16 protein-coding genes are annotated in these 20,517 nt (G+C 66.9%); 6 read left to right on the top strand and 10 right to left on the bottom strand.

Annotated elements, in window-relative coordinates; all coding sequences use genetic code 11:
• Positions 1 to 85: 85 nt before the first annotated feature.
• A complete protein-coding gene (locus DB31_RS49680; protein ID WP_044191377.1) occupies positions 86 to 508 on the top strand; it encodes a carboxypeptidase-like regulatory domain-containing protein in 423 nt (140 codons plus the stop codon).
• Positions 509 to 537: 29 nt separating this feature from the next.
• On the opposite strand, the gene DB31_RS23110 is transcribed toward DB31_RS49680, so the two are convergent.
• The 4 genes from DB31_RS23110 to DB31_RS23095 form a co-directional block, all read right to left on the bottom strand.
• Positions 538 to 1,980: an LBP/BPI/CETP family protein gene (locus tag DB31_RS23110; protein ID WP_083968603.1), complete on the bottom strand. Its 1,443-nt coding sequence runs from the start codon at positions 1,978 to 1,980 to the stop codon at positions 538 to 540.
• A 284-nt stretch (positions 1,981 to 2,264) separates the two neighbouring features.
• Entirely contained in the window at positions 2,265 to 2,708 is a 444-nt protein-coding gene (locus DB31_RS23105) for a right-handed parallel beta-helix repeat-containing protein (protein ID WP_044191371.1), read from the bottom strand.
• A gap of 382 nt (positions 2,709 to 3,090) precedes the next feature.
• Positions 3,091 to 3,432 (bottom strand): hypothetical protein, encoded by a 342-nt coding sequence (locus tag DB31_RS23100; RefSeq protein ID WP_240486842.1) that lies wholly within the window; start codon positions 3,430 to 3,432, stop codon positions 3,091 to 3,093.
• A gap of 459 nt (positions 3,433 to 3,891) precedes the next feature.
• Entirely contained in the window at positions 3,892 to 5,298 is a 1,407-nt protein-coding gene (locus DB31_RS23095) for a carboxypeptidase-like regulatory domain-containing protein (RefSeq protein ID WP_044191366.1), read from the bottom strand.
• Between the two features lie 221 nt (positions 5,299 to 5,519).
• On the opposite strand from DB31_RS23095, the gene DB31_RS23090 reads away from it, so the two are divergent.
• A complete protein-coding gene (locus tag DB31_RS23090) occupies positions 5,520 to 7,877 on the top strand; it encodes a hypothetical protein (RefSeq protein WP_044191365.1) in 2,358 nt (785 codons plus the stop codon).
• A 39-nt stretch (positions 7,878 to 7,916) separates the two neighbouring features.
• Here the strand turns inward: DB31_RS23090 and DB31_RS23085 are convergent, their stop codons facing one another.
• Positions 7,917 to 9,311, bottom strand: coding sequence for a purple acid phosphatase family protein (locus DB31_RS23085; protein WP_240486841.1), 1,395 nt, complete (start codon positions 9,309 to 9,311; stop codon positions 7,917 to 7,919).
• 148 nt (positions 9,312 to 9,459) lie between these two features.
• Here DB31_RS23085 and DB31_RS50625 point away from each other — a divergent pair, with 148 nt between their 5' ends.
• Positions 9,460 to 10,005: a hypothetical protein gene (locus tag DB31_RS50625; protein ID WP_063769254.1), complete on the top strand. Its 546-nt coding sequence runs from the start codon at positions 9,460 to 9,462 to the stop codon at positions 10,003 to 10,005.
• Here DB31_RS50625 and DB31_RS23075 read toward each other — a convergent pair.
• From DB31_RS23075 to DB31_RS23065, 3 genes are all read right to left on the bottom strand, one after another.
• Positions 9,995 to 11,026 carry a hypothetical protein gene (locus DB31_RS23075; RefSeq protein WP_240486840.1) on the bottom strand — a complete coding sequence of 344 codons (1,032 nt, stop codon included), beginning with the start codon at positions 11,024 to 11,026 and terminating at the stop codon, positions 9,995 to 9,997. The two genes, DB31_RS50625 and DB31_RS23075, sit on opposite strands and share 11 nt — an antisense overlap.
• Positions 11,027 to 11,045: 19 nt before the next feature.
• Positions 11,046 to 11,546, bottom strand: a complete 501-nt coding sequence (locus DB31_RS23070; protein WP_044191360.1) for a hypothetical protein — start codon at positions 11,544 to 11,546, stop codon at positions 11,046 to 11,048.
• 693 nt (positions 11,547 to 12,239) lie between these two features.
• Positions 12,240 to 13,655 carry a serine/threonine protein kinase gene (locus DB31_RS23065; RefSeq protein ID WP_044191357.1) on the bottom strand — a complete coding sequence of 472 codons (1,416 nt, stop codon included), beginning with the start codon at positions 13,653 to 13,655 and terminating at the stop codon, positions 12,240 to 12,242.
• Between the two features lie 200 nt (positions 13,656 to 13,855).
• On the opposite strand from DB31_RS23065, the gene DB31_RS23060 reads away from it, so the two are divergent.
• On the top strand, positions 13,856 to 14,413 hold the full coding sequence (locus DB31_RS23060; RefSeq protein ID WP_205628553.1) for a DUF6855 family protein: 558 nt from the start codon (positions 13,856 to 13,858) through the stop codon (positions 14,411 to 14,413).
• Here DB31_RS23060 and DB31_RS23055 read toward each other — a convergent pair.
• Positions 14,410 to 14,748 carry a hypothetical protein gene (locus DB31_RS23055; protein WP_052420174.1) on the bottom strand — a complete coding sequence of 113 codons (339 nt, stop codon included), beginning with the start codon at positions 14,746 to 14,748 and terminating at the stop codon, positions 14,410 to 14,412. The two genes, DB31_RS23060 and DB31_RS23055, sit on opposite strands and share 4 nt — an antisense overlap.
• A gap of 38 nt (positions 14,749 to 14,786) precedes the next feature.
• Positions 14,787 to 15,293: a hypothetical protein gene (locus tag DB31_RS23050; RefSeq protein WP_044191356.1), complete on the bottom strand. Its 507-nt coding sequence runs from the start codon at positions 15,291 to 15,293 to the stop codon at positions 14,787 to 14,789.
• A gap of 192 nt (positions 15,294 to 15,485) precedes the next feature.
• Here DB31_RS23050 and DB31_RS23045 point away from each other — a divergent pair, with 192 nt between their 5' ends.
• Positions 15,486 to 17,054 carry a CocE/NonD family hydrolase gene (locus DB31_RS23045; RefSeq protein ID WP_075306148.1) on the top strand — a complete coding sequence of 523 codons (1,569 nt, stop codon included), beginning with the start codon at positions 15,486 to 15,488 and terminating at the stop codon, positions 17,052 to 17,054.
• 101 nt (positions 17,055 to 17,155) lie between these two features.
• Entirely contained in the window at positions 17,156 to 20,512 is a 3,357-nt protein-coding gene (locus tag DB31_RS23040; protein ID WP_044191354.1) for a serine/threonine-protein kinase, read from the top strand.
• Positions 20,513 to 20,517: the final 5 nt, after the last annotated feature.

Below are 20,517 nucleotides of genomic sequence, written 5' to 3'. Positions count from 1 at the left end.
TGGGGGGCAACTTCGCTTGCCTTCGTCCGGAGTACCAGGGCCAGATCGGGTCGTTCGAGCCCCTTCATGCCAGGAGACTTCCTGAATGCTGAAGCGAATCATTCCGGCCCTTGCAGCACTGCTGATGGCCTGTGTCGGCAACACCGAGTGCAGACTCGATGATCCACGCTCATGCTCGTCCGGTCTCGTCTGTGAGCATGTGCGCGGGAAGGATATCCCCCAGTGCTTCGCGCCGGTGCAGGTCGAGGGCAAGGTGTTCGATCTCCTCTCAGGCCAGCCAGTCGCGGGCGCGGAGGTGACAGCGCTGGACATCAACGGGACCGCCGTGGCGGGCGTCGCGGTGAGCGGCGTGGATGGTCACTACGCCCTGCCCATTCCCACCGAGCGCTCGGACAGCGAGGGCACCCCCGTGGGCAAGAGAGTGACGCTGCGGGCCGCCGCGCGCAACCCTCCGATGTCCCGTGCCATGGGGCAAGACATTGGGGCCAGAGCGCCGCGCGCCCCATAGCAGCATGGCCTCGGAGCGCTCTCTTTGGGTCATTCTTCGCTGCTCAAGATTCCCGTGTAGTCCAAGCTGAACGGCGCTTTCCCACAGTGGGGGCTGAATTTGATGCTCGCGTTCTCGACGCTCAGTCCCGACGGCAACGAGAGTCCGTCTTTCAAGAAGAAATCGTTGATGTAGGTTTGGACGATGTCCTTGAACAGGCTCTGGGCGTCCTGATCCCAGGATTGCACCTCGGGCTGATCGACTTTGAGCTTGAGCTCCGCGATGTTCACCCTGCCGTAGGCCTTCTCGCCTTGGATGTTCGCTTGCAGCGGCCCGCTGGCGGACACAGCGCCGCTGGCCACCAGCGTCCGGGGGGCGCCCTCTTGATTCTTCGTGATGTAGACAGTGGCGCGCCAGCTGGCCGTCATGGCGGTACTGCTCTCTTTGAATTCGAGGGTGGACGCCATGGGCGCTTCCATCTGCAGCTCGACCTTTGCGTCCTTGCCGAAGCGCTCGGGCAACTTCTTGTCCACGTTGCCCAGGCACACGCCGGACTCGCCGCAGTCCAACGTTATTTTCTGGTACAGGATGGGCGCGCTGGACGGCGAGAGGGTGAAGTTCAAGAGGCCGCTCTTGTAATCCAGGTACAAGAGCTTGTTGAACGTGACGTCGCTCACGGTCAGGATGGCCTGCGGACTGCCTGCCACGCTCGTGTCGCACAGGACCGGCGCCCAGGCACTGGCGAAGCCGGTGATGCTCTCTTCGGAGAAGTTCACTTTGACAGAGTCGACTGTGAAGGCCGGCGTGAGCTGCCCCTTCAACGACACGTTGTTGCTGAAGCTCAACACGCTTGGCAATTGAGCCAGGGCCCTGTCCACTTTCTTCGTCAGCAGCTGGGTCAACACGTTGCACAGATTCGTGGCGAGCAGTTGCCGTTCCGCTGGGGCGGCTGCCCTGACTGCATCGGCCGAGAATGATTGTTGGTTGTTCTGGATGGCCACGTTGGTCGAACCGAGGGTCGCTTTGCAGTCGCGTTGGTCGACTCTCAGGATGCCGTTCTCGAACGTGCCGAGGGTGACGGACTGCGTGAGCGTGGCGTTGACCAGGGTGAAGTCGACGTTGCCTTGATCTTCTTGCGTCTCGAATTGCGTCCGTCGCGACGCCTGAAAGAGGCCCTTGATGATGACCTTGGGCAAGGTGACCTTGGTGAGGAGCTTGTTCGGTGCTTGCAACGTGTACACGAACGCCGGCCGCTCCAACGTGCTGATGCTCATCCCTTTGAAGATCAAGTGGACGTTAGAGATGTCCATGGTGGCGTCCGGCGCAGGGCTTTTCTTGGCGTACGCCTCGGACAGGTTGGCAATGCCGTTGATGAGGGGGTCGAGGCCAGCGCGCGTTATCTGAACGCTGTAGCCTGGCGGGCTGGAGCCCAACGCCTCGCACACCCCCGCGGACAGCGTAACCACTAACATTGTGACGGCGAATCGGTTCATGTCATCACGCTATACTGGCGAGCTACTCAAAGTGCATGGAGAAATTGAATGGAAGGATGTCTGATGCCTGGCGGCGCGCTGCCTAGAAACTGCTGCATTCCGAATCTGTTTTCTGGTACGTCTTCAAATACGGCGTGTGTATGCTTCCGATATGGTTAATCAAGTTATCTTTGATGATCCAGGTCCCAGTGCTCGAAAGAGCGACACCATAGGTATAATGAAGGCCATTGTTCCCAAGCCCAGTGCCCCCCACGCCATCAAGGGTGTTCCCGATCACGGTGAGGCTACTTTACGGTGGTGATGAACACATGGGCCTTGGTGACGATCCCATTCTTGCCGATCATGAAGAGGTCATTGCCGCGCACCACACACACGCTACCGCTGTCCAGGACGATACCATCCAGGCCGGTGCCATCGATCTGGTTGTCGAGCACTTCGACGAGCCAGTCCACACCCTTGATGAGGATGCCGTGGCCGCCCGGCTTCGAAATGACATTTTTCGCGATGCGCCCTCCCAGCGTGGGGAAGGAGCTTGAGAGTGCATTCGCTGGAGTGCCCGCGCGGTTGGTGCTCGTCAGCTGGATTCCAGAGCCCCGCATGTTCAAGATCTGGGTGTTCTCCACGACAGCGTTGTCGGCCAGCAACACCATGCCATTCGTCTCGGCGGTGGTGTTGTTGGCGGAGTTTCCATCCAGCCCCAGGTCTCGGATGATGACCTGGCCACTCATGGTGGCCGCGTTGTCTAGCCAGGCGTATCCCGCCTATACGCTTCCACTTGCCGAGCCACGTCTTGCTCATGTCGTTTCCGTCTCCGGCTTGGTCCTTTTGGGGTCCCAAAAACCGGATTTGGTCCCGAAAATGCGAGCGCCGCCGCCGTTCTCAGAGGGCGGCGCCTTGAAAGCGGCGGGTTGCTCTGCTTGGGAGCGGCGGGAATCGAACCCGCATCAAGGCGGAAGCAAAACCCCTCAATTCCCCGCTGGAGGGGCACACGGGGGGTACATGCGGCCACCAGGGGGGAGCCGCTCACGGATGCGAGCGGCCAGAACTTGCGGGCCGCGCGTACACGGTCTGCAATGCCCACCTCAGTAGCCCGCACCGCCCGAGCGTGGCCTACTGCGAACCTGGAGGTGCCAGTTCCTCCGGCAGGCGCGTCGGCACGAACTTCAACCCCTTGAGCGCATCTATCACGATGAACCCTTGGTCAGCGATTTTGACCAGATCGCCGTCCTTTGCTTCTCCGCTGGCGAGCCACGTGTCCGCTTCGTCTCTTGTCGCGAATGTCTGAGCAATGGTCACAGGCTTGTAGGTGAAGAATCGCCGGAAATATTCACGGTAGTCATCCAACTTCTGGATGTCGCGAACGTAAAGCAACGCCAGCGAGACAATTCGGAGCGCCTCGTCTTCCGGCGTACCCTCCGGGTATTTTGCTCCCACTGTACCAACGGTCTTCATGACGGCGTCAATGTCGAAGTTTGAGTTATAGGTCATTGGCGTGTCAGGTTAGAGTGCAAGAGGAGCGAGAATCAGCGCGCCAGTGCCGCCTGTGGTGATGACGAAGGCGGTTCCGGCAATGATAACGACCATTCCGAGTGCCACTTCAGCCTTGTGAGTCCTAATCCAGTCAATCGCTTCGTCGACGCGAGAGAACAACACTGGATGTGTTCGTCATCGCAGTTTCGGAGACCGGCACCGCCAGTTCCAAGCGAAGAGCCGACCCCCTGTTCGGTGTCTTCCGTCTTGCCTGCTTGTTTCCGTCCAACAGTTTCTCGGGCAAAAGGCGCGAGTTGAATGAGGCGCTTGACTGGCCGGATGTTTGATAGCGGACCCATGAACTCCGGCCAGGAGGCAACGGCAATCGAACCCGCCGCTTGGAGCATCTGCAAGGTTGGCTGGGCCCAGCGGCCGTCGCCGCTATTGCACGATGAACAGGCCGCGCAGATCCTCGGTGCTGGAAATGGGGTTGCCCGAGGTGTCTTTGGCGGTGGCGCGCCACTGATAGGTGAGGCCTCGGATCAGCGCCTTGCCCGTATATGACGCTTGGACAAAGCCCGAGCCATTCTGGGCGTCCGCAGCCACCGCCAGGTTCTCCCACACTTCACTGCCCTGCGAGTCGAACAGGCGCACCTCGTAGGAACTGGCGCTGGGGTAGGGCTTCCAGCGGAACTTTGGCGGGAACGTCACCTGGTCGGTCGCCTCCCCGGGACCCGGACTGGTGATCTCGATGGCGCCCGTCACCTTGAACGAGGGACTCAGGCTCGGGATGCCATTGGCCACCGTCAGGTGGACAATCTGTGTGCCCGAGATGCTGGGGTCCGGGTCGCGCACGTTGCCGTCGTTGTCGAAGGCCGCCAGCACCACGTACTTGCCGTCTGGAACTCCGGAGATGGAGAAAGCCCCCGTCACCGTGGGGGCCTGGCCTGGATCCGGCGCACGCAGCCCCGGTGGCACTTCGCCGCGAACGAGCGCGTCATGGAAGGTGCTCTCCACCATCATCACGACGCTGGTGCCCGCGCTGTTGGCCCCCGCCACCCACTGCACGCTGCCGTTCAGCACAGCGCTCGCGTCTCCCGCCCTGCGCAGGCTCACCGAGGACACATCCATGCCCGACGACGGCACCTGGAGATCCACCTGCGTGTAGTTGGCGCCCTTCACATAGGCCTGGACCGTATAGCCGCTCCCCGGTGTCACGTTGAACACCCGGAACGTCCCCGAGGCGTCCGTCACCGCGGAGTACACCCGGCCGTTGCCCTCAATAACAACGAGCGCGGGCTTGCCTGTGGGCAGCTCCACAGTGCCGGACACGTTCAGCCAGAATCGCTCCGCCGACAGTCCCGCGCTCAAGCCCACGTCCGTCTGGGCCGAGGCGAGCACCCAAGGCTGCTCACTCCCGGCGCTGGTGGCGCCCGTGGTGTCCAGGGGCAGTGAGATGCGCACGCCCGAGGGGAACGGTCGGTAGTTGCGCGCAGCAGCCCGCAACGTCACCCTCGTGCCCACAGGGGTGCCCTCGCTGTCCGAGCGCTCGGTGGGGATGGGCAGGGTGTAGTGGCCATCCAGGCCGCTCACCGCAACGCCTGTTACGGCGGTCCCGTTGATGTCCAGCGCTGTGACCTCCGCGCCCGCGACTGGCTGGCCCGAGAGCAGATCGAACACCTTCCCCTCGACCTGCACCGGCGCGAAGCACTGGGGGACATCCTCCCCGCTCACTTGCTCGCAGACGAGGCCGGACGAGCATGAGTGTGGATCATCGAGTCTGCACTCGGTGTTGCCGACACAGGCCACCAGCAGTGCTGCAAGGGCCGGAATGATTCGCTTCAGCATTCAGGAAGTCTCCAGGTGTGGAGTGGCTCGAAAGACCCGCCGTGTCGGCGATGAGAAAGAGGAGGTCCGTTCTATTTTTGTCCGCCTCTGGGTCCCAGTCGACAGCGACGACGCGTGCGCCCAGCGGGCTCTCTCTCCGGTCTCCAGCCGGGCGAGCCGGAACGGGTTTCGCCGCCATTATCCCGAGGCTCCCTCCACCCCGCTGTAGTAAATACGCCCGCATGGTACGTACCCCCACGCTGATCCTCATCGGGTTCTTCGCCCTCGCCTCCGTCGATGCTTCCGCCGGAGCGCCAGAGGCTGGCGCCGCGAAGTCCGTCGCGGAGGCAACCAAGCGGCTCGAGAGCGCGCGCACCGCCCTGTCGGCCGCCGTCAAACGGATTGAAAAGGATCCGCCGAGCAACGCGGACCTCGATTCCGCCCTCGCGGCGGTGGACGCACTGAAGAGCGCGCTCGACGCAGGAGCGAGCTTCGAGACGGAGGACCTCGATTACGCCAAGGCCGTCCTGGCCGCGCGGAAGGAGTACCGGACGCAGCGCGAGTACGTCGACGAGCGCCGGGCCAAGATCCACATCTTCGAGTTCCGCCGGCGCATCGACAGCGCGATGGCGACCCTGAACGAGCGCATGGCCAAGGTCGCGGGCAAGGAGCCCGGTCCCAAGGAGATGGACGATGCGCGCGCCGCGGTGGCGGAGGTCAAGAAGCTGGCCGATGAGAGCCGGTCGCTGACGAAGCAGGATCCGAAATTCGCCACGTACCTCACCGAGGTCGACACCGCCGTTTCCCGTCAAGAGAAGGCGATCGACGAGCGGTGGTTGGCGCTGTCGGCCCAGAAGCAGCGAGGACTCCTGGACGAGCGCCGCAAGGCCCTGTCCACCGCGCTCGCCGAGCTGGGCAAGGCCTGGTCGGACGAGAAGTTCGGGGCCGCCGACAAGGCGTCGGCGGCGCTGCAGAAGCAGCTCGACGAGGGCAAGCCGCTCGAGGCGAGCGACAAGGCGTACCGCGCGGAGGCGGACAAGGCTCGCGCCGAGATCGCCCAGGCGAAGCAGAAGATGGAGGAGAGCGTGGCGGCGGCGGGCGTCTCGCGGGTCAAGGAGGAGATGGGGCCTGCCCATGATGAGCTCGTCGCGTCCGCCAAGGCGCTGCGCGCCAGGAAGCCGACGCCCGAGCAGTTCGCCGAGGCCAAGACCGCGGCGTTCGTCGTCCGGAAGCTGGTGGAGAAGTACGAGCCGCAGGCCTCGCGGAGTCCGGCGATCGGCCAGTACATCACCGAGGTGAAGAACACGCTCGTCGAGGTGGAGGTCGCGCTCCAGGTCCGCAGCCTCGATGCGGCGCGCGTCGACGTCGTGCAGGCCTTGCGCAATCTCGAGAAGCGGGCGCCGACCGATGAGCAGTTCGAGGAGGCGAACACGGCACTGACCATCCTGTCGAAGACGCTCGAGACGGTTCACGCGAAGAACCCCGCGATCAGCCCCGCCGCCGCCGAGGCGCGCCAGCTCATCAAGGACGGCAAGGCGGCGATGGAGAAGCGCCGGTACGAGGTCGATCTGCAGCGTCAGCGCGCGAAGGTCGACGAGGCGCGGAAGAACGCGACGGCCGTGGTCGCCCAGATCCAGAAGGACAAGCCCACCGAGGCGCAGCTGCTGGAGGCGGAGAACGCGGTCAAGCAGATCGGCGTGGTGCTGGATGCGGGCGCCCCGTTCGTCAAGAAAGATCGCGACTACGCGCTGTACGCCAAGGAGTCGAAGGAGCGAATGGCGGAGCTGAGCGACCGCATCACCCGGCGGAAGATCGCCTTGTCCGCGGTGGAGGCCCGCGCGCAGCTCACCGAGCGGGTGGCCACGGCGAGGGAGAAGGTCGAAGCCGTGAAGGCTCTCACGACGACCGACGCCGACATCGAGGCCGCCTCGAAGAGCGTGGACGCGCTCATGCAAGCGATCGAGACGCGCATGGAGCTGGAGCGGCAGGACGCCGGCTACGCCTCGTCCGCGGAGCGGGGGCGCAACGAGCTGCTGAGGTTGGTGGAGGTGCTCGAGTTCGCGAAGCAGGAGCGGGCGCTGCGCCGGGTGACCGGTGAGGCACTGGACGCCGCCACCTCGGCGACGGCTGCGGCTACGTCCTCCTCGGATCTCCGCAAGCGGAAGGAGCTGTACGCGAGCGCCATGGAGAAGCTCAAGGCCTGCCAGGACGAAGGCGCCATGATGTTGAAGGAGAACGCCAGGCTCGCCTCGTCCGACGTGCTCGTGGGCGGTCAACCGGCCAAGCCGAAAGAGGTGATGGCTCAGTGTGCCCAGAAGGCAGAGGCGCTGCAGGAGCCACAGAAGCAGGTCGACGTGCGGATCCGGTTCGACGAGGGGCCGAAGAAGGCCTACGAATCGGCAAAGGCGCTCCTGGCCAAGTCGCGCAAGAGCGAGGCGCTCGAACAGTTCAATGAGTGCATCGTGACGGGGCGCGTCCTGGAGAACGGGTATCCCGATTTCAAGAACCACAAGTTCGACGTCGGCGGCTCCAGCATGAGCATGGTCGAGCTGGTCCAGGTCTGCGTGAAGGAGCGCAAGCCGCTGCAAGCGAACCCCTGACACGGCAGGTGGGGCACGAGGGGACCGAGCGTGCGCCGCTCAGGGCGACGGCTCGTCGTCGTCCTCCATCGACTCCGGGCTCGCGGGAGGCAGGGGCTTTTCGAAGTGCAGCCAGGCGGGCGGGTGCGCCGGATCGTCCACCGGTCCCGGAGGCGTCTCCAGCGCCGGGGCCGGGCTCGCCTCGAGGCGCCCCGCCGAGGCCGGCAGCGTCTTCGTCAGCGTGAAGCTGTCCTTCACCTCGCCGTTGGGGTTGTAGAACTTGGCGGTCAGCGTGCCACCATTCACCGCCACCTCCAGGTAGCCCGTGTCCGTGTTGTTGCGGTACGCCGTCCAACTCGGCGCTTCTTCCGGGAAGCGCCGCAGTTTCGCGCCGCCGCTGCCCACCACTACGTAGGTGATGCCTCGAGTCCCCGCGGGTGCCACGTCACCGCCCCACATCGGCTGGGTGCGCTCGTAGTTGTGGTCATGCCCCGTGAGCACCAGGTCCACCCCGTGCTGCTCGAAGAGGGGACCAAACTCGTTCCGCATCGTCAGCTCCGAGCCGTGCTTGCCGCTGGACCAGGAGGGGTGGTGGAAGAAGACCACCTTCCACGGCCGTTGCGAGGCGGCCAGATCCTGCTCCACCCAGCGCTTCTGCGCCTCCAGCGTGCAGCGATCCGGCGAGGCCCTGCCAATGGCGCAGCTCGAGTCCAGCGCCACGAAGTGCACCGGGCCCCAGTCGAACGAGTAGTAGCGCTCGGAGTGCTCCGAGTTGTTGGCCGGCAGGTAGAAGTTGTCCAGGTACGGCTGGCCCTGGTCCGTCCCATACTCGTGATTGCCCAGGCTGGGGAACAGGGGCACCTGCCGCAGCACCGCCGCCATGGGGGTGAACATCCGGTCCTGGAATTCCTGCTCGGTGCCCTTGGAGTAGGCGTTGTCTCCCAGCGTCAGCAGCAGCTCGCCGGCGTTGCCCGGCTGCGCGAGCCGCGATAGCACCCCCTGCTGCGTCTCGTCGCCCGTGCCGAAGTCTCCCATCGCCGTGAACGTGAGGCTCGTCGCCGTCGCGGGAGTCGCGGTGCGGAACTGCCGCACGCCGGTGACCGAGCCACACGCCTCCACCACGTAGCTGTACGTCTGCCCCGGCGTCAGGTCCGTGAGCTGCACCGCGTGCCGCCAGCCCGCCTCGTTGGCCGTCGCTGTCTGCGACACGTTTGTCCCTTGGCCATAGCGCACCAGGGGCGTGCACGACTCGCCGGTCCGGAACGCCACGATGGCGCTCGTCTGCCCCACGCTCTGCAGGTACGGCTGGCGCAGCAGTGCCGGCCCCGAGTCCTCCGCGGGCAGCTCGCTCGCGCTTACGGCGGAAGGCCGCTCCACCGATGCTGCCGAGTCCTTGCATGCCAGGACGATCCACACCGCCAGAAGACTGGAAATGATCAGTGAGTGTTTGCGCATAGCTGTAACGCCAACATGGTCGAGCGCCGACTTTTTCCCACCGCCGGAAGTGGCGCGTGCCCACGTCTCCCCGTCAGGCTTCTGCCATGCAGCCCAAAGAGCGGGGGGAGCTCCCAGGCGTAACAGGCCAGGGGTAGCATCGGCAGCGATGAGCGAGCACGAACTCCACGAGGCAGAGCCAGCACTGCGCGCGAGGCTCGAGGAAATTGGGGCGGAGCGCTGGGCCGAGCGGGCCGGCGTGCGGCTGGCCTGGGTCCGCTGGCAGGTCTGGGTGGAGCTCGGAGCGCGGTATCTGCCAGCGCCGCGCTCCATCGAGGAGTTGAGCGAAGCGCTGCGAGGAACTCAGGCGGAACTGGATTCGGAGGCGAGCTTCCAGCAGGTGATGGAGCTGGTGGAGCTGGCGACCGGGGCGAAGGTGACTCGCACCAAGGAGGATCTGGACTTCCTCACGTTGGATCAGCCGGGGCCGGAGGTGATCCACAGCGGCACCATCGGGGAGCGCGGGCTGGCGAGCTGGGAGGCGCCGCGACGGGCTCCTCAGGAGCTGGTCTTCTACGCCAACCTGGAGCGAGACGACGGCGCGGACTTCGTGCGCCTGCGGGTGGACTGCGCCACGCGAGAGATCTCGGCCGAGGTGATCGACAGCGGATGGTTCGAGATCGCGGCGAAGCTGGAACTGCCTCTCAAGAAGTAGTGCCCACAAACCACTCCCAGGGCTGGGGGGCTGTTGGGAAGGTGTTCCACCGGCGCCAGGCCAGCACCTCGGCCCTCCACACCTCGAGGCCACCCCGCAGCGGCCAGGCACGGGTGACGGTGCCGCGCCGCGGCCCCGCGAAGTTGCGCACCAGCATGCGGTTGACCTGGTCGATGCGCTGCGGAGTCTCCCCCGCGCGCAGCTGGAACTCGGCGGCAATCAGCGCCCCCTGTTGCGACACGGCGCGGGAGGGGTCCGCCCGCTCGACGACCGGCCAGAGCCCCAGCAGGGGCGGCGTCACCCCTTCGAGGAGAGCCGCCTGCAGGCGATCGTGCCCATCCAGCACCAGCCACTTCGCCAGGAGGTCCACATAGAGCAGCAGCGCCGGTGGCAACGTCCGGTCCCGAGCGTGCTTGCGCCAGCTCTTCACCCGGCCGTCGTCTTCCGGGGAAGCGGCTCGCAGCGGGAGCACCGCGCCTGAGAGCACGGACTCCGTGGCCCAGTCCTCGGTCCAGAACGTCTCGAAGCGCGAGAGGCCTTCGAGGGAGTGGGGTGGAGCGATCTCCTCGCCGAACCCCCACTCCATGGGGCTGATGGGGTAGCGCGAGGCCTGGCGCACGTCGATGGCCCGGACAGGCCGCAGGCACCAGCGGCCCGCGTAGAGCAGGGGATGGAGCGACTCGGTGAGCGCTCGGCCCAAGCGCCACGTCCAGGCCTCCCACCAGCGGTCGGTTCCTGGCTCATGGGTCACCTCGCGGAGCTCGGCGGCCCGCAGCGGAGGCAATCCCCAGGGCGCGCTGGCGGTGCCCCGGAGGAAGCCACATTGATCCCAATAGCTGTCGATGCACACCCAGAGCAGCGGCTGCCCGCCACTCGTCAGACGCAGCCGGTACGGAGCGGCCACCTCGAAGTGCAGGGAGGGCCGCTGCAGCCAGCGTCCCTCGCGGGGAATGTCCAGCAGCATGCCCGGACCCGCCACAGACGGGCCCCAGTCCCGGGTGTCGTCGGAGGTAAATGCCACGCGCGAGTGCATTCCAGTTTTACCGCTTCAACTCCTCAGGAGGTTGAATCCCGTAGCTCGCGGCTTCGCGTCGGGCATGGTCGATCCCGTCAAGCATCTGTTGCTGCGAACGACGATCCTTGTGGAGCCTTAACACCCTTTGCTCCGTGTCCGCCAACATCGCAAAGGCGTCTCGGGCCCGGTCCGGGAAGTTGTTCAAGGACTGCACGTAGAGGCACGCGACATGATGGCGGTTCCACAGGTTGGGAAATCCCAACCGCTGGAGCCTGCGCAGCCATGGGCCAAAGTCCTTCCATGGACGAGCCTGATCGAACGCTGCTTGCACGGCATTCAATGCCGTCAGACGCTGGAGGTGCAGGCGTTCGGAGGGAGTGCGCGCCTCTCGTGCAAACTGCCGCTCCAGATCCACGAGCGCGCCCACGTAGGCGTCAAAAGGCACTTCACCGAAAGCCATTCCGAGGCAGAGCCACTCGCGGGCCTCTGCAACCGTGTTCCACCATTCGCGGCGCGAGCGCGACACAGCTAGTAGCCTCCGAGACACTCGAGGCCGTTGACCTCCGAAGGCCAGGAGCCTGTTCCCTTACAGGTCTCGTAGCAAGATTGGCAGACCGTCTGGCCGTGCTGCCCGCGCTTCTCGTACTCGCCTCCCATCGCGATGCACTGGAGCCAGTATTGACGGCACTCCTCTTCCCTTTTTCTCCGGTTGGGAGGGGCCGCGCTCGTAGGGGGCGGAAGGGGAGGCGGATCCGTCTGGGAGGCTTTGGTGGGGGCTCGCGTAGGGACCTTCGTGGGGTCCAGCGCTCCGCAGCGCTCGTAGACGCCTGGATGCTGCTTGAGGCAGCACGAGATGGTGCTGTCTGTTGGGCCGCACGTTGCGGCTTGCGCGAGGGAGTCCCCGCGCTGCGCGAGGGCATCGCCGCGCTCAGCGGTGCCAGCCGTCGAGCCTGACTCGCCTGTGCTCTGGTGGGCGGCGTGTGTCGCACTGCACCCCATGGCACCCATCAGGCTCGCGCTTAAGGCGACACCCAAGGCAGAGCGCCAAGCATCACGAGCCAGTGCCAAGGGGCTTCCCATCCGGATTTCACTGTTCGGAGTTATCGCAGGGTCCCCGTAGGGGGTTGCGCACGAATCGCCCTGGTTCGGCTCTTTCATAGAACCCAACACGTTCTGAAGCACAAAGCCCGGCTCGCCGAGATCTGTGGCTTCAGGACCCCTATGGGGGATGCTCGTGGCCGGAGGTGTTGGGGCGTTTGACGCCGCGAGGGAAGATCGGCACGTGGCAGGTCCCCTGGTACATCTCGCCGCCGCTGGTCTCGCACTTCTCTGGGGTCAGCGCCAGACGAGCCCAGCACGCGCCGTTGAGAATGACCTGCTGAAGGTGAGGACACCGGCCTTTCTTGTCGGGCTGCGCCTGGCCCTCATACGGATCGGGAGGACTGTCCGAGATCGAGGGCGTGGAGGTGGAGGGCAGGGCAGGGCTCGGAGGTGGGGCGGAAGCCGCATCCTCGCCAAGCCCCACAGGCCCCGCCTCGGGTGAGGGCTTGCTCTCGGCCGGGGCGGTGGCTTGCGAGACACGCGGGGCCTCTTCCCGCGCGGGGAGAAAGGCCGCCCACGTCAGCCATGCCGCCCACGACGCCAGCGTGCCTGCGGCCACCGCCAGCACGAGCCAGGGCGGCCGTGAGTGCGAAGGCGCTCGCTCTGTCTCCGAAGCGCTGGGACGCGGGCAGGGATGGGAGAGAGAGTCTGCCGCCCGCTCCAGTGCAGGGGCCAGCTCCCCGGCGGTGTCGCGCTCCTCGGGGAGGATGGAGAGCATGCGCAGAATCAAGTCGCGCTGCTGCGGCGGCACCCGGGCCGAGAACAAGGCCCGAGGCAGCATCAGCGAGTCCAGGGACCAATGTCCCTGCTTATCCTTCCGGAGCTCACCCATCTCCGGGTACTTGCCGGTGGCGAGCACGCAGGCGGTGACGCCCAGGGCGAACACATCATCCGCGGGCCCGGCCCGGTAGCGCTCCGAGGTGTTCCGGTTTCGTTGGCTGAACAGCCAGGCCTCGGGAGAGCGGTAGGCCGGAGTGCCTGGGGGCAACTGCTGCGGTGTCAGCGTGGCCGCGTCCGGGTAGATGCCCGAGCCGAAGTCGGTGACGAACAGACGGCTGTCGGAGCGGCGCACCAGGATGTTTCCGCCCTTCAAGTCCCGGTGGAGTGCATCCTGAGCGTGGAGATACTGAAGGGTGAAGGCCACCTGGGCCAGCAGCCGCAACTGCTGGGCCGCCGAGGGAAGGAACATCCGTGCCCAGTCGTACAAGGGCACGCCATCGATCCACTCCATGGCGACGAAAGGATGGCGCGCGCCGCTGGGGCTCACCCAGTAGCCGGAGTCCACCAGGCGGGGGATGTGCGGATGCAACGTGCGCGAGAGCAGCTCCCGCTCGCGCTCGAAGCGAGGATCCTCCGCGAGCAGGGCGCGCTTGAGGGCGACGGGAAGCAGGTGCTCCTGTCCGATGCGGACGGCGCGGTAGACAGCGCCGTTGACGCCCCGGTTGACCCAGTCCACCACGCGCCAAGGCCCGATGGCGGTACCCCGTGGGAGCAGAGCGGGGTGAAGCGATGGGGGCGAGGAGGCACTCGGCATGCGGTGACTCCTATCCTACTTCAAGGGTAGGCGCTCGTCAGGAGACTTCCTGCGGCCGCAGTCGAGGTCCGAGAGAGGGATCCAGCGGATGGCCCACAGGGCTTCCTGCCGCAGCGTCCACATGCCTCCAGTAAGTTAGAGTCACCGCTTCAGGTCCATCGTCGGCGCTCCATGCGCCGGCCATCCCTGAGAGGGACACCATGGCAGCCAAGAAGCCCGCAGCGAAGAAGTCCTCGGTGAAGAAGGCCCCGGCCACCAAGGCTCCGGCGAAGAAGGCCCCGGCGAAGAAGGCTCCAGCGAAGAAGACTCCAGCAAAGAAGCCCGAAGCGAAGAAGCAGGCTGCGGGCGCCGGTGGCCTCGGGACGCGTGAGCAGCCCTGGAAGCTCAAGACTCCCCCTGGGACGTCGGAGTTCGAGGCCTTCCGCGACGAGACGCTGGACCCGCCCGCTCTCGTGGTGCGCGTGGGGAAAACCGAGCTGCGCTACCACCTCCGCAGCATCGAGGACCTGCACGCGATGCTCGTCCGCCATGGCGACTGGCTCTCGCTGGGGGGCGCGGACGAGCAGAAGCCCGCCGCCGAGGGGACCGTGGAGGCGTGGGGCCGCTCGCCGAAGAATCCCGTGGGTGGCTGGTATGGCCTCAAGAAGGGCCTCCGCGGCCGCTTCGGCGTGTACGTGCCCCCTGTGCTCGAGGCGCTCGGGCTCGCCGAGGTCGAGCACCAGCCCAAGAACAACCGGATGCGTGCGCGAGCCTCTTAGGACATCCTTCTGCGCAGCCCCAGCAGCAGCACGAGCGCCCCGAGCAGGGGAGCCGCCGAGGTGGCTCCGCAGCCCGACTTCTCGGGAGGCGGTGGCTCCTCGTGAGGCTCGTCGCCGTCTCCGGGCGTTCCGGCATCCGCTCCCGTGCCTGCGTCTGCAATGGTACCCGCATCCGCGACGGTGCCTGCATCCGTGGCAGTACCCCCATCCGTGGACTCGGGGGTGGGGCAGTCCGGCGTGGGCTGCCCACTGGGGAAGAGTTCACAGATGCTCTGCTGCGTGCCCGGATCGATGGCGCGCTGCAGGGTCTCGCCCCAGACCGCGCGCTGAACCATTGTCGAGTCCAAGGTGATGGACGCTCCGTTGCCGCGCCTTACTCTTCCTTCTTGCCGCCACCGAAGAGCTTCGCGAGCAGGGCGCCCAGGGCCGCGAACACCCCACCGATGGCCTTGATGCAACCACCGCCCGCCACGCGGGCCGCGTCATCCGCGACGGAGGCCATGCCGGAACCGGCACGCACCGCGTCGTCCGCGAACGAGCCCACGGGAACGGCATGCGCCACATCATCCGCGAACGAACCCACGGGGACGGTGTGCAGCGCATCGTCGCCAAGGCCTGCCGTGCCCTGAAGCCCGCTGCCCGCCGTTCCCGGCTTCACCATGACGCGAGGTGGAGGGGGCGGGGGGAGGGCCCGCTCGGGGTGATTCTCCAGCGACCGCTCCACACCCTCCTGAACCAGGTCCTGGGCGACATCGCTCACGCCATCGAGGATTACCTCGGACTCGTCGTCCCCGTCGTCCGCCTCCTGGCCCATCGCTGGCGCGGAGAACAGGGTCGCGGCGAGGAGCAGCCTCAGGCCTTCACGAAGTCTGAACGTCATGTCACCCTCCCTCTCTTTCGTATCGAAAGAGCACCTACGGAGGCAAACCCCCGGGGCCTGACACACGAGCACTCTCTGTGAAGTTGCCCCGCCAACCCTGGAAGCCACCCGGAGTGGAAGTGCTCATCCGGCGGCCCGAATCGACAGCAGGAAATGCAGTGCCCCTTCAACCCCTCTCACCGGAGGTGAGACTTGTCCTGGTTACGTGCCATCGCTGTGTCTGTCGTTGTGTCCCTGTGCATTGCCGCCAGTCCCGCATTCGCGTCCTCGTCCTTCCGCATCGTCGACCTCACCATGCGAGATGGAGTGACGCTGAAGGGCAACGTCTTCACGCCCGACACTCCGGGGCGGTACCCGGCCATCCTCTTCATTACCAGCTGGGCGCTGCCCAGCGTGGAGTACTTCGTGCAGGCGCAGAAGTTCGCGGATGCAGGGTACGTGGTGGTCTCGTACACCCCGCGAGGCTTCTACACCTCGGGGGGCTTCATCGAGACGGCGGGCCCCAAGGACATCGCGGACCTGAGCCAGGTCATCGATTGGACGCTGGCCCAGACGCCCTCGGATCCAGCGCGCATCGGCGCGGCGGGTGTCTCCTATGGCGCGGGCATGTCGTTGATCGGCGCGGCCTTTGACTCGCGCATTCGCGCCGTCGCCGCGCTGAGCTGCTGGACGGATCTGCCGTACTCGTTGTTCTCGCACCAGACGCGCCACCTGCAGAGTGCCGGGCTGCTGGGGCTCTCGGCGGAGCTGACCGGGAAGCCCTCGGCGGAGCTACAGCAAGCCCTCTCGAACTTCTTCGCCAACCAGAACCTGGACAGCGTCATCGCCTACGCCCAGGTCCGCAGCGCCGCGACGTACCTGGATCGCCTCAACGCGAACCGTCCGGCCATCCTCCTGGGCAACGCCTACGGCGACAGCTTCTTCGGCCCCAATCAGCTCACGGGCTTCTTCACCCAGCTGGCGGGGCCGAAGCGGCTCGAGCTGCGCCCAGGGGACCATGCCATCCCCGAGCTGACCGGAATCCTCGGACTGCCCAATGACGCCTGGACGAGCACGCGCCGCTGGTTCGACCAGTACCTGCGCGGCGTGAACACGGGCATCGCCACGGAGAACCCGGTTCAGCTCCAGCTCCGGGGCCAGAGCACCTATGAGTCGTTCCCTTCGTGGAGCGCCATCTCGACGAGCACTGCGCGCTACAACCTGAGCGAGGTGCACTGGTGGAGCAACGAGGGCGACCTCACGGCGGGCTCGCAGGCGGCCTGGAACAAGACGCTCGTCGCGGGAGACACCGTGGCCAACGGCGGCGTCGCGCTGCTGACGAACGGCGCGGAGGCCATCACGGGGGAGCCGATCTCCGCGTGGATTCCGGCGGTGGACCGGCTGAACGGGGCCGTGTGGCAGTCGGACTGGCTGTCGAGCCCGCAGCGCGTGCGCGGCGCCCCGCACCTGCGCCTGACCGTGACGCCGGGCAGCTCCGGACAGACGACGGTCATCGCCTATCTCTACGACACGGACTGGGCCGGGACGGGGAGCCTCATCACGCACGTCGCCGTCACGCTCCGCAACGCCGTGGCCGGCCAGCCCTATGCTGTGGACGTGGACTTCCCGGCGACGGCCTATGACGTTCCCATCGGCCACCGCCTCTCGCTGGTCGTCGACACCGCCGATCCACTCTATGCGGACAAGGCGCCGGCCTTCTCCTCGGTGAAGCTCTCCTCGTCGTCGAGCAGCCCGTCCTATGTGTCGCTGCCCCTGAAGTGACGCGGGGGGCTCCTCCCATTCCGGGAGGGTTCCGCTTCAGCGGTGCCCTGTCGTAAAAAGCGCTCCTTCATCGAGGACCCGGAACCTCCGGGAGCGCATCCATGAGCAAGGCCATACCCGCCGAGGCGGGCCCCCCAGGGGAGGACTCCGACATCGGAGCTGCCGAAACGCTGCCCTCCTCCCGGCCGCTCCCGCGGCAGCCCCCTCCCGGCGAGGGGGTGCCCGTGGTGGACCCCGCGCACTACGCCATCGACGGGGAGCTCGCCCAGGGCGGCATCGGCCGCATCCTCCGCGCCAGGGATTTGCGGCTCGGCCGGCCCGTGGCCATCAAGCAGATCCTCTCGCCCTCTCCCGAGGCCGAGCTCCGCTTCATGACCGAGGCGTTCATCACCGCGCGGCTCCAGCACCCCTCGATCATGCCGGTCTACGAGGCGGGGCGCTGGCCCAACGGCGAGCTGTTCTACGCGATGAAGCTCGTCTCCGGACGCTCGCTGGCGGACGTGCTCGCCGAGAAGCGGACGCTGAAGGAGCGGCTGGCCCTGCTGCCCCACGTGCTGGCAGTGGCCGAGGCCATGGCCTACGCGCACTCCGAGCGCATCATCCACCGCGACCTCAAGCCGGCCAACGTGCTGGTGGGCGGGTTCGGCGAGACGGTGGTCATCGACTGGGGCCTGGCCAAGGAGCTCTCTCGCGCGGAGAGCCCCTTGGACCCGGCTGCTTCCGATACCGGGAGCTCCCCCGCGGATGGTGCCCTGACCCGGTTCGGCACGGTGATGGGGACTCCCGCGTACATGCCGCCGGAGCAGGCCGCGGGTCTGACCGTGGACGAGCGCGCCGACGTCTATTCCCTGGGGGCGATTCTCTACCACCTGCTCGCGGGCGAGCGTCCTTATGACGGGGAGAGCTCGGATCAGGTCCTGGCGCGGGTGATGAGCGGCCCGCCGTCCCAGCTCGCCAGCCTCCAGGACCGCATCCCTCGAGACTTGCTGGCCATCGTGACCAAGTCCATGGCGCGCGAGCCCTCCGAGCGCTACCCCACCGCGCGCGAGATGGCGGAGGACCTGCGGCGCTTCCAGACGGGGCAGTTCGTTGGGGCCTACGAGTATTCGCGCATGGAGTTGGTGCGCCGCTTCCTGTGGCGCTACCGGGCCGTGGCGCTCGTCACGGCCGTGGCCACGGTCCTGCTCGCCACCCTGGGCGTGGAGAGCTTCCGCCGCGTCTCCGCCCAGCGGGATGCCGCCCAGAAGGCCCGGCGAGAGGCCCGGGACCAGGCCGATGAGCTCCTGCTGACGAAGGCGCGGGCCACCGTGGATGACGCGCCCAACGAGTCCCTCGATCCGCTGCGGCAGCTCCCGCCCGACTTCGAGCGGTGGTCCGCGGCCCGGACCATCGCGGCGGATGCCCAGTCCCGGGGGTTCGTCACCGTGCTGCGCGGCCACACCTTGCACATCACGGACCTCGCCTTCACGGAGGACGGCCAGTCCCTCATCACCTCCAGCGACGATCGCACGGTGCGTGTCTGGGGGCTCACGCGGAACGAGGCGCCCCTCGTGCTGCCGGGCCACGAGGACGAGGTCTGGCGCATCCAACTCCTCCCGGCGGGCCTGGGCTTCGTCTCCGCAGACAAGCAGGGCGTCCTGCGCAAGTGGAACACCGGCACCCGTGAGCTCAAGCCCTTCGCGGGTCTGTCAGGCCCCGTGTCGGCGCTCACCGTGGGCTGCCAGGGCCGGTGCTTGCTGGCCGCCAGCCAGCGGGATGACGTGCTCCTGTATTGGGACCTGGAGACGGGCCAGTCCCGGACCTTCCATACGGGCGTCGAGGGCATCGAGGAGGTGCAGGTGTGGCCGGACTCCTCCTGGGTGTTCGTGCGGGGCCACCGCAACGCCGCCTCGGCCCTGGGAGACGTGGAGAAGGGCTCCTTCCAGGTGCTGAAGCAGGTTCGGCCCACCGTGGGGGGAATCGCCGCGGACGGCCGCCTCTTCACGGTGGATACCGAGGGAAACCTCCACGCCTGGAGGCCCGGAAGCGCCCAGGGGCAGCTGCTCGCGCGGAACCTGGGCATCGGCACGGCGCTCACCTTCGTGCCGGGCACTCCCTGGGTGGTCATCGGAACGCAAGAAGGGGTGATCCGGTTGTGGAACCAGGCCACGGGACAGACGCGGGAGCTCGCTCACCACGATGGGCTCGTCAACAGCCTGGACGTCACCTCGGATGGGCGCTACCTGGCCTCGGCCAGCGCCGACCGGTCCGCGCTCCTCTGGGAGCTGGAGACCGGAGAGTTCCGCGTGCTGCGAGGGCCTCGGCAACAGGCCCACCTCGTCCGGTTCTCTCCGGATGACCGGCAGCTGGCCGTGGCCAGCTTCAATGGCACGCTGCGCGTGTTCTCCTTGGAGACGAAGCCCCACCGCGTGCTCTCTCGCGCCGCGCCCCAGTCCTCACTGTTGCTCTCCTCCACGGGACAGCGGCTGGCTTCGCTGTCCGAGCAGGGGCAGCTGCGGCTCCTGGAGGCTTCTTCGGGGAAGCTCCTCCTGGAGGCGCCCGGCTTCGCGTCGAGCGCGCTGAGCTTCTCCCCGGACGGCCAGTGGCTGGCTGCGGGCAGACTCGATGGGCGGATCCTCCTGTACGCCTCCGCCACGGGAAGCGCGCAGCCCCTGTTGGGAGGGCATGACGCTCCCGTCACGGCCGTCTCCTTCTCCGGGGATGGCCGGAGCTTCGCCACGGCGGACGAGCGCGGCGGCGTGTGGCTGTGGGAGCTCTCCTCGGGCCAGGGGCGCCGCTTCGGAGCCCACGGGACGAGGGTGTCGCAGCTCGCGTTCTCACCGGACGGCAGGCACCTGGCCTCCGCGGGCGGGGACGGCGCGGTGCGGCTGTGGGAGGTGGCCACGGGCGGGTTCCAATCCCTGCACGGTGGCGGAGGGGCCGTGTACACCGTGGCCTTCTCCCCGGAGGGCCATCGCCTCGCCATGGGAGGCGAGGACCACCTCGTGTTCTGGGAGCTGGACAGTGGCCAGCGCCATCCTCAGAACACGAGCGAGGGCGACGTCCTGGAGGTGCGCTATTCGCCCGGGGGCGACGTGGTGGCCAGCCGCAACCAGAACGATGGCCGGGTGATGCTCTGGGACGGGCGGACGGGAGCGCCCCGCAGCGAGCTCCGGGCGCATGAGAGCGATGTCCTGGGCCTCGCCTTCTCGCCGGATGGGACGCGCTTGGCCTCGGCGAGCCTCGACAAGACTGTGCGGCTGTGGGACGTGGCCACTGGAGAGAGCCGCGCGCTGCGAGGCCACACCGGGCCGGTGAGCGCCGCGGCCTTCTTCCCGGACGGAAAGACCCTGGCATCCACCGGCCAGGATGGCGCCATCCGGCTCTGGCCGGACGACCTGCCCCTGGAGCCGGAAGCCCTGCGCGCCTGGATGCGCACCTTCACGAGCGACGAGAGGCCCCACGCCTCCCGGCCTTGAGGTCT

It is taken from the genome of Hyalangium minutum, from assembly GCF_000737315.1.
Taxonomy (GTDB): domain Bacteria; phylum Myxococcota; class Myxococcia; order Myxococcales; family Myxococcaceae; genus Hyalangium; species Hyalangium minutum.
This window is presented reverse-complemented; position numbering and strand designations above follow the sequence as displayed.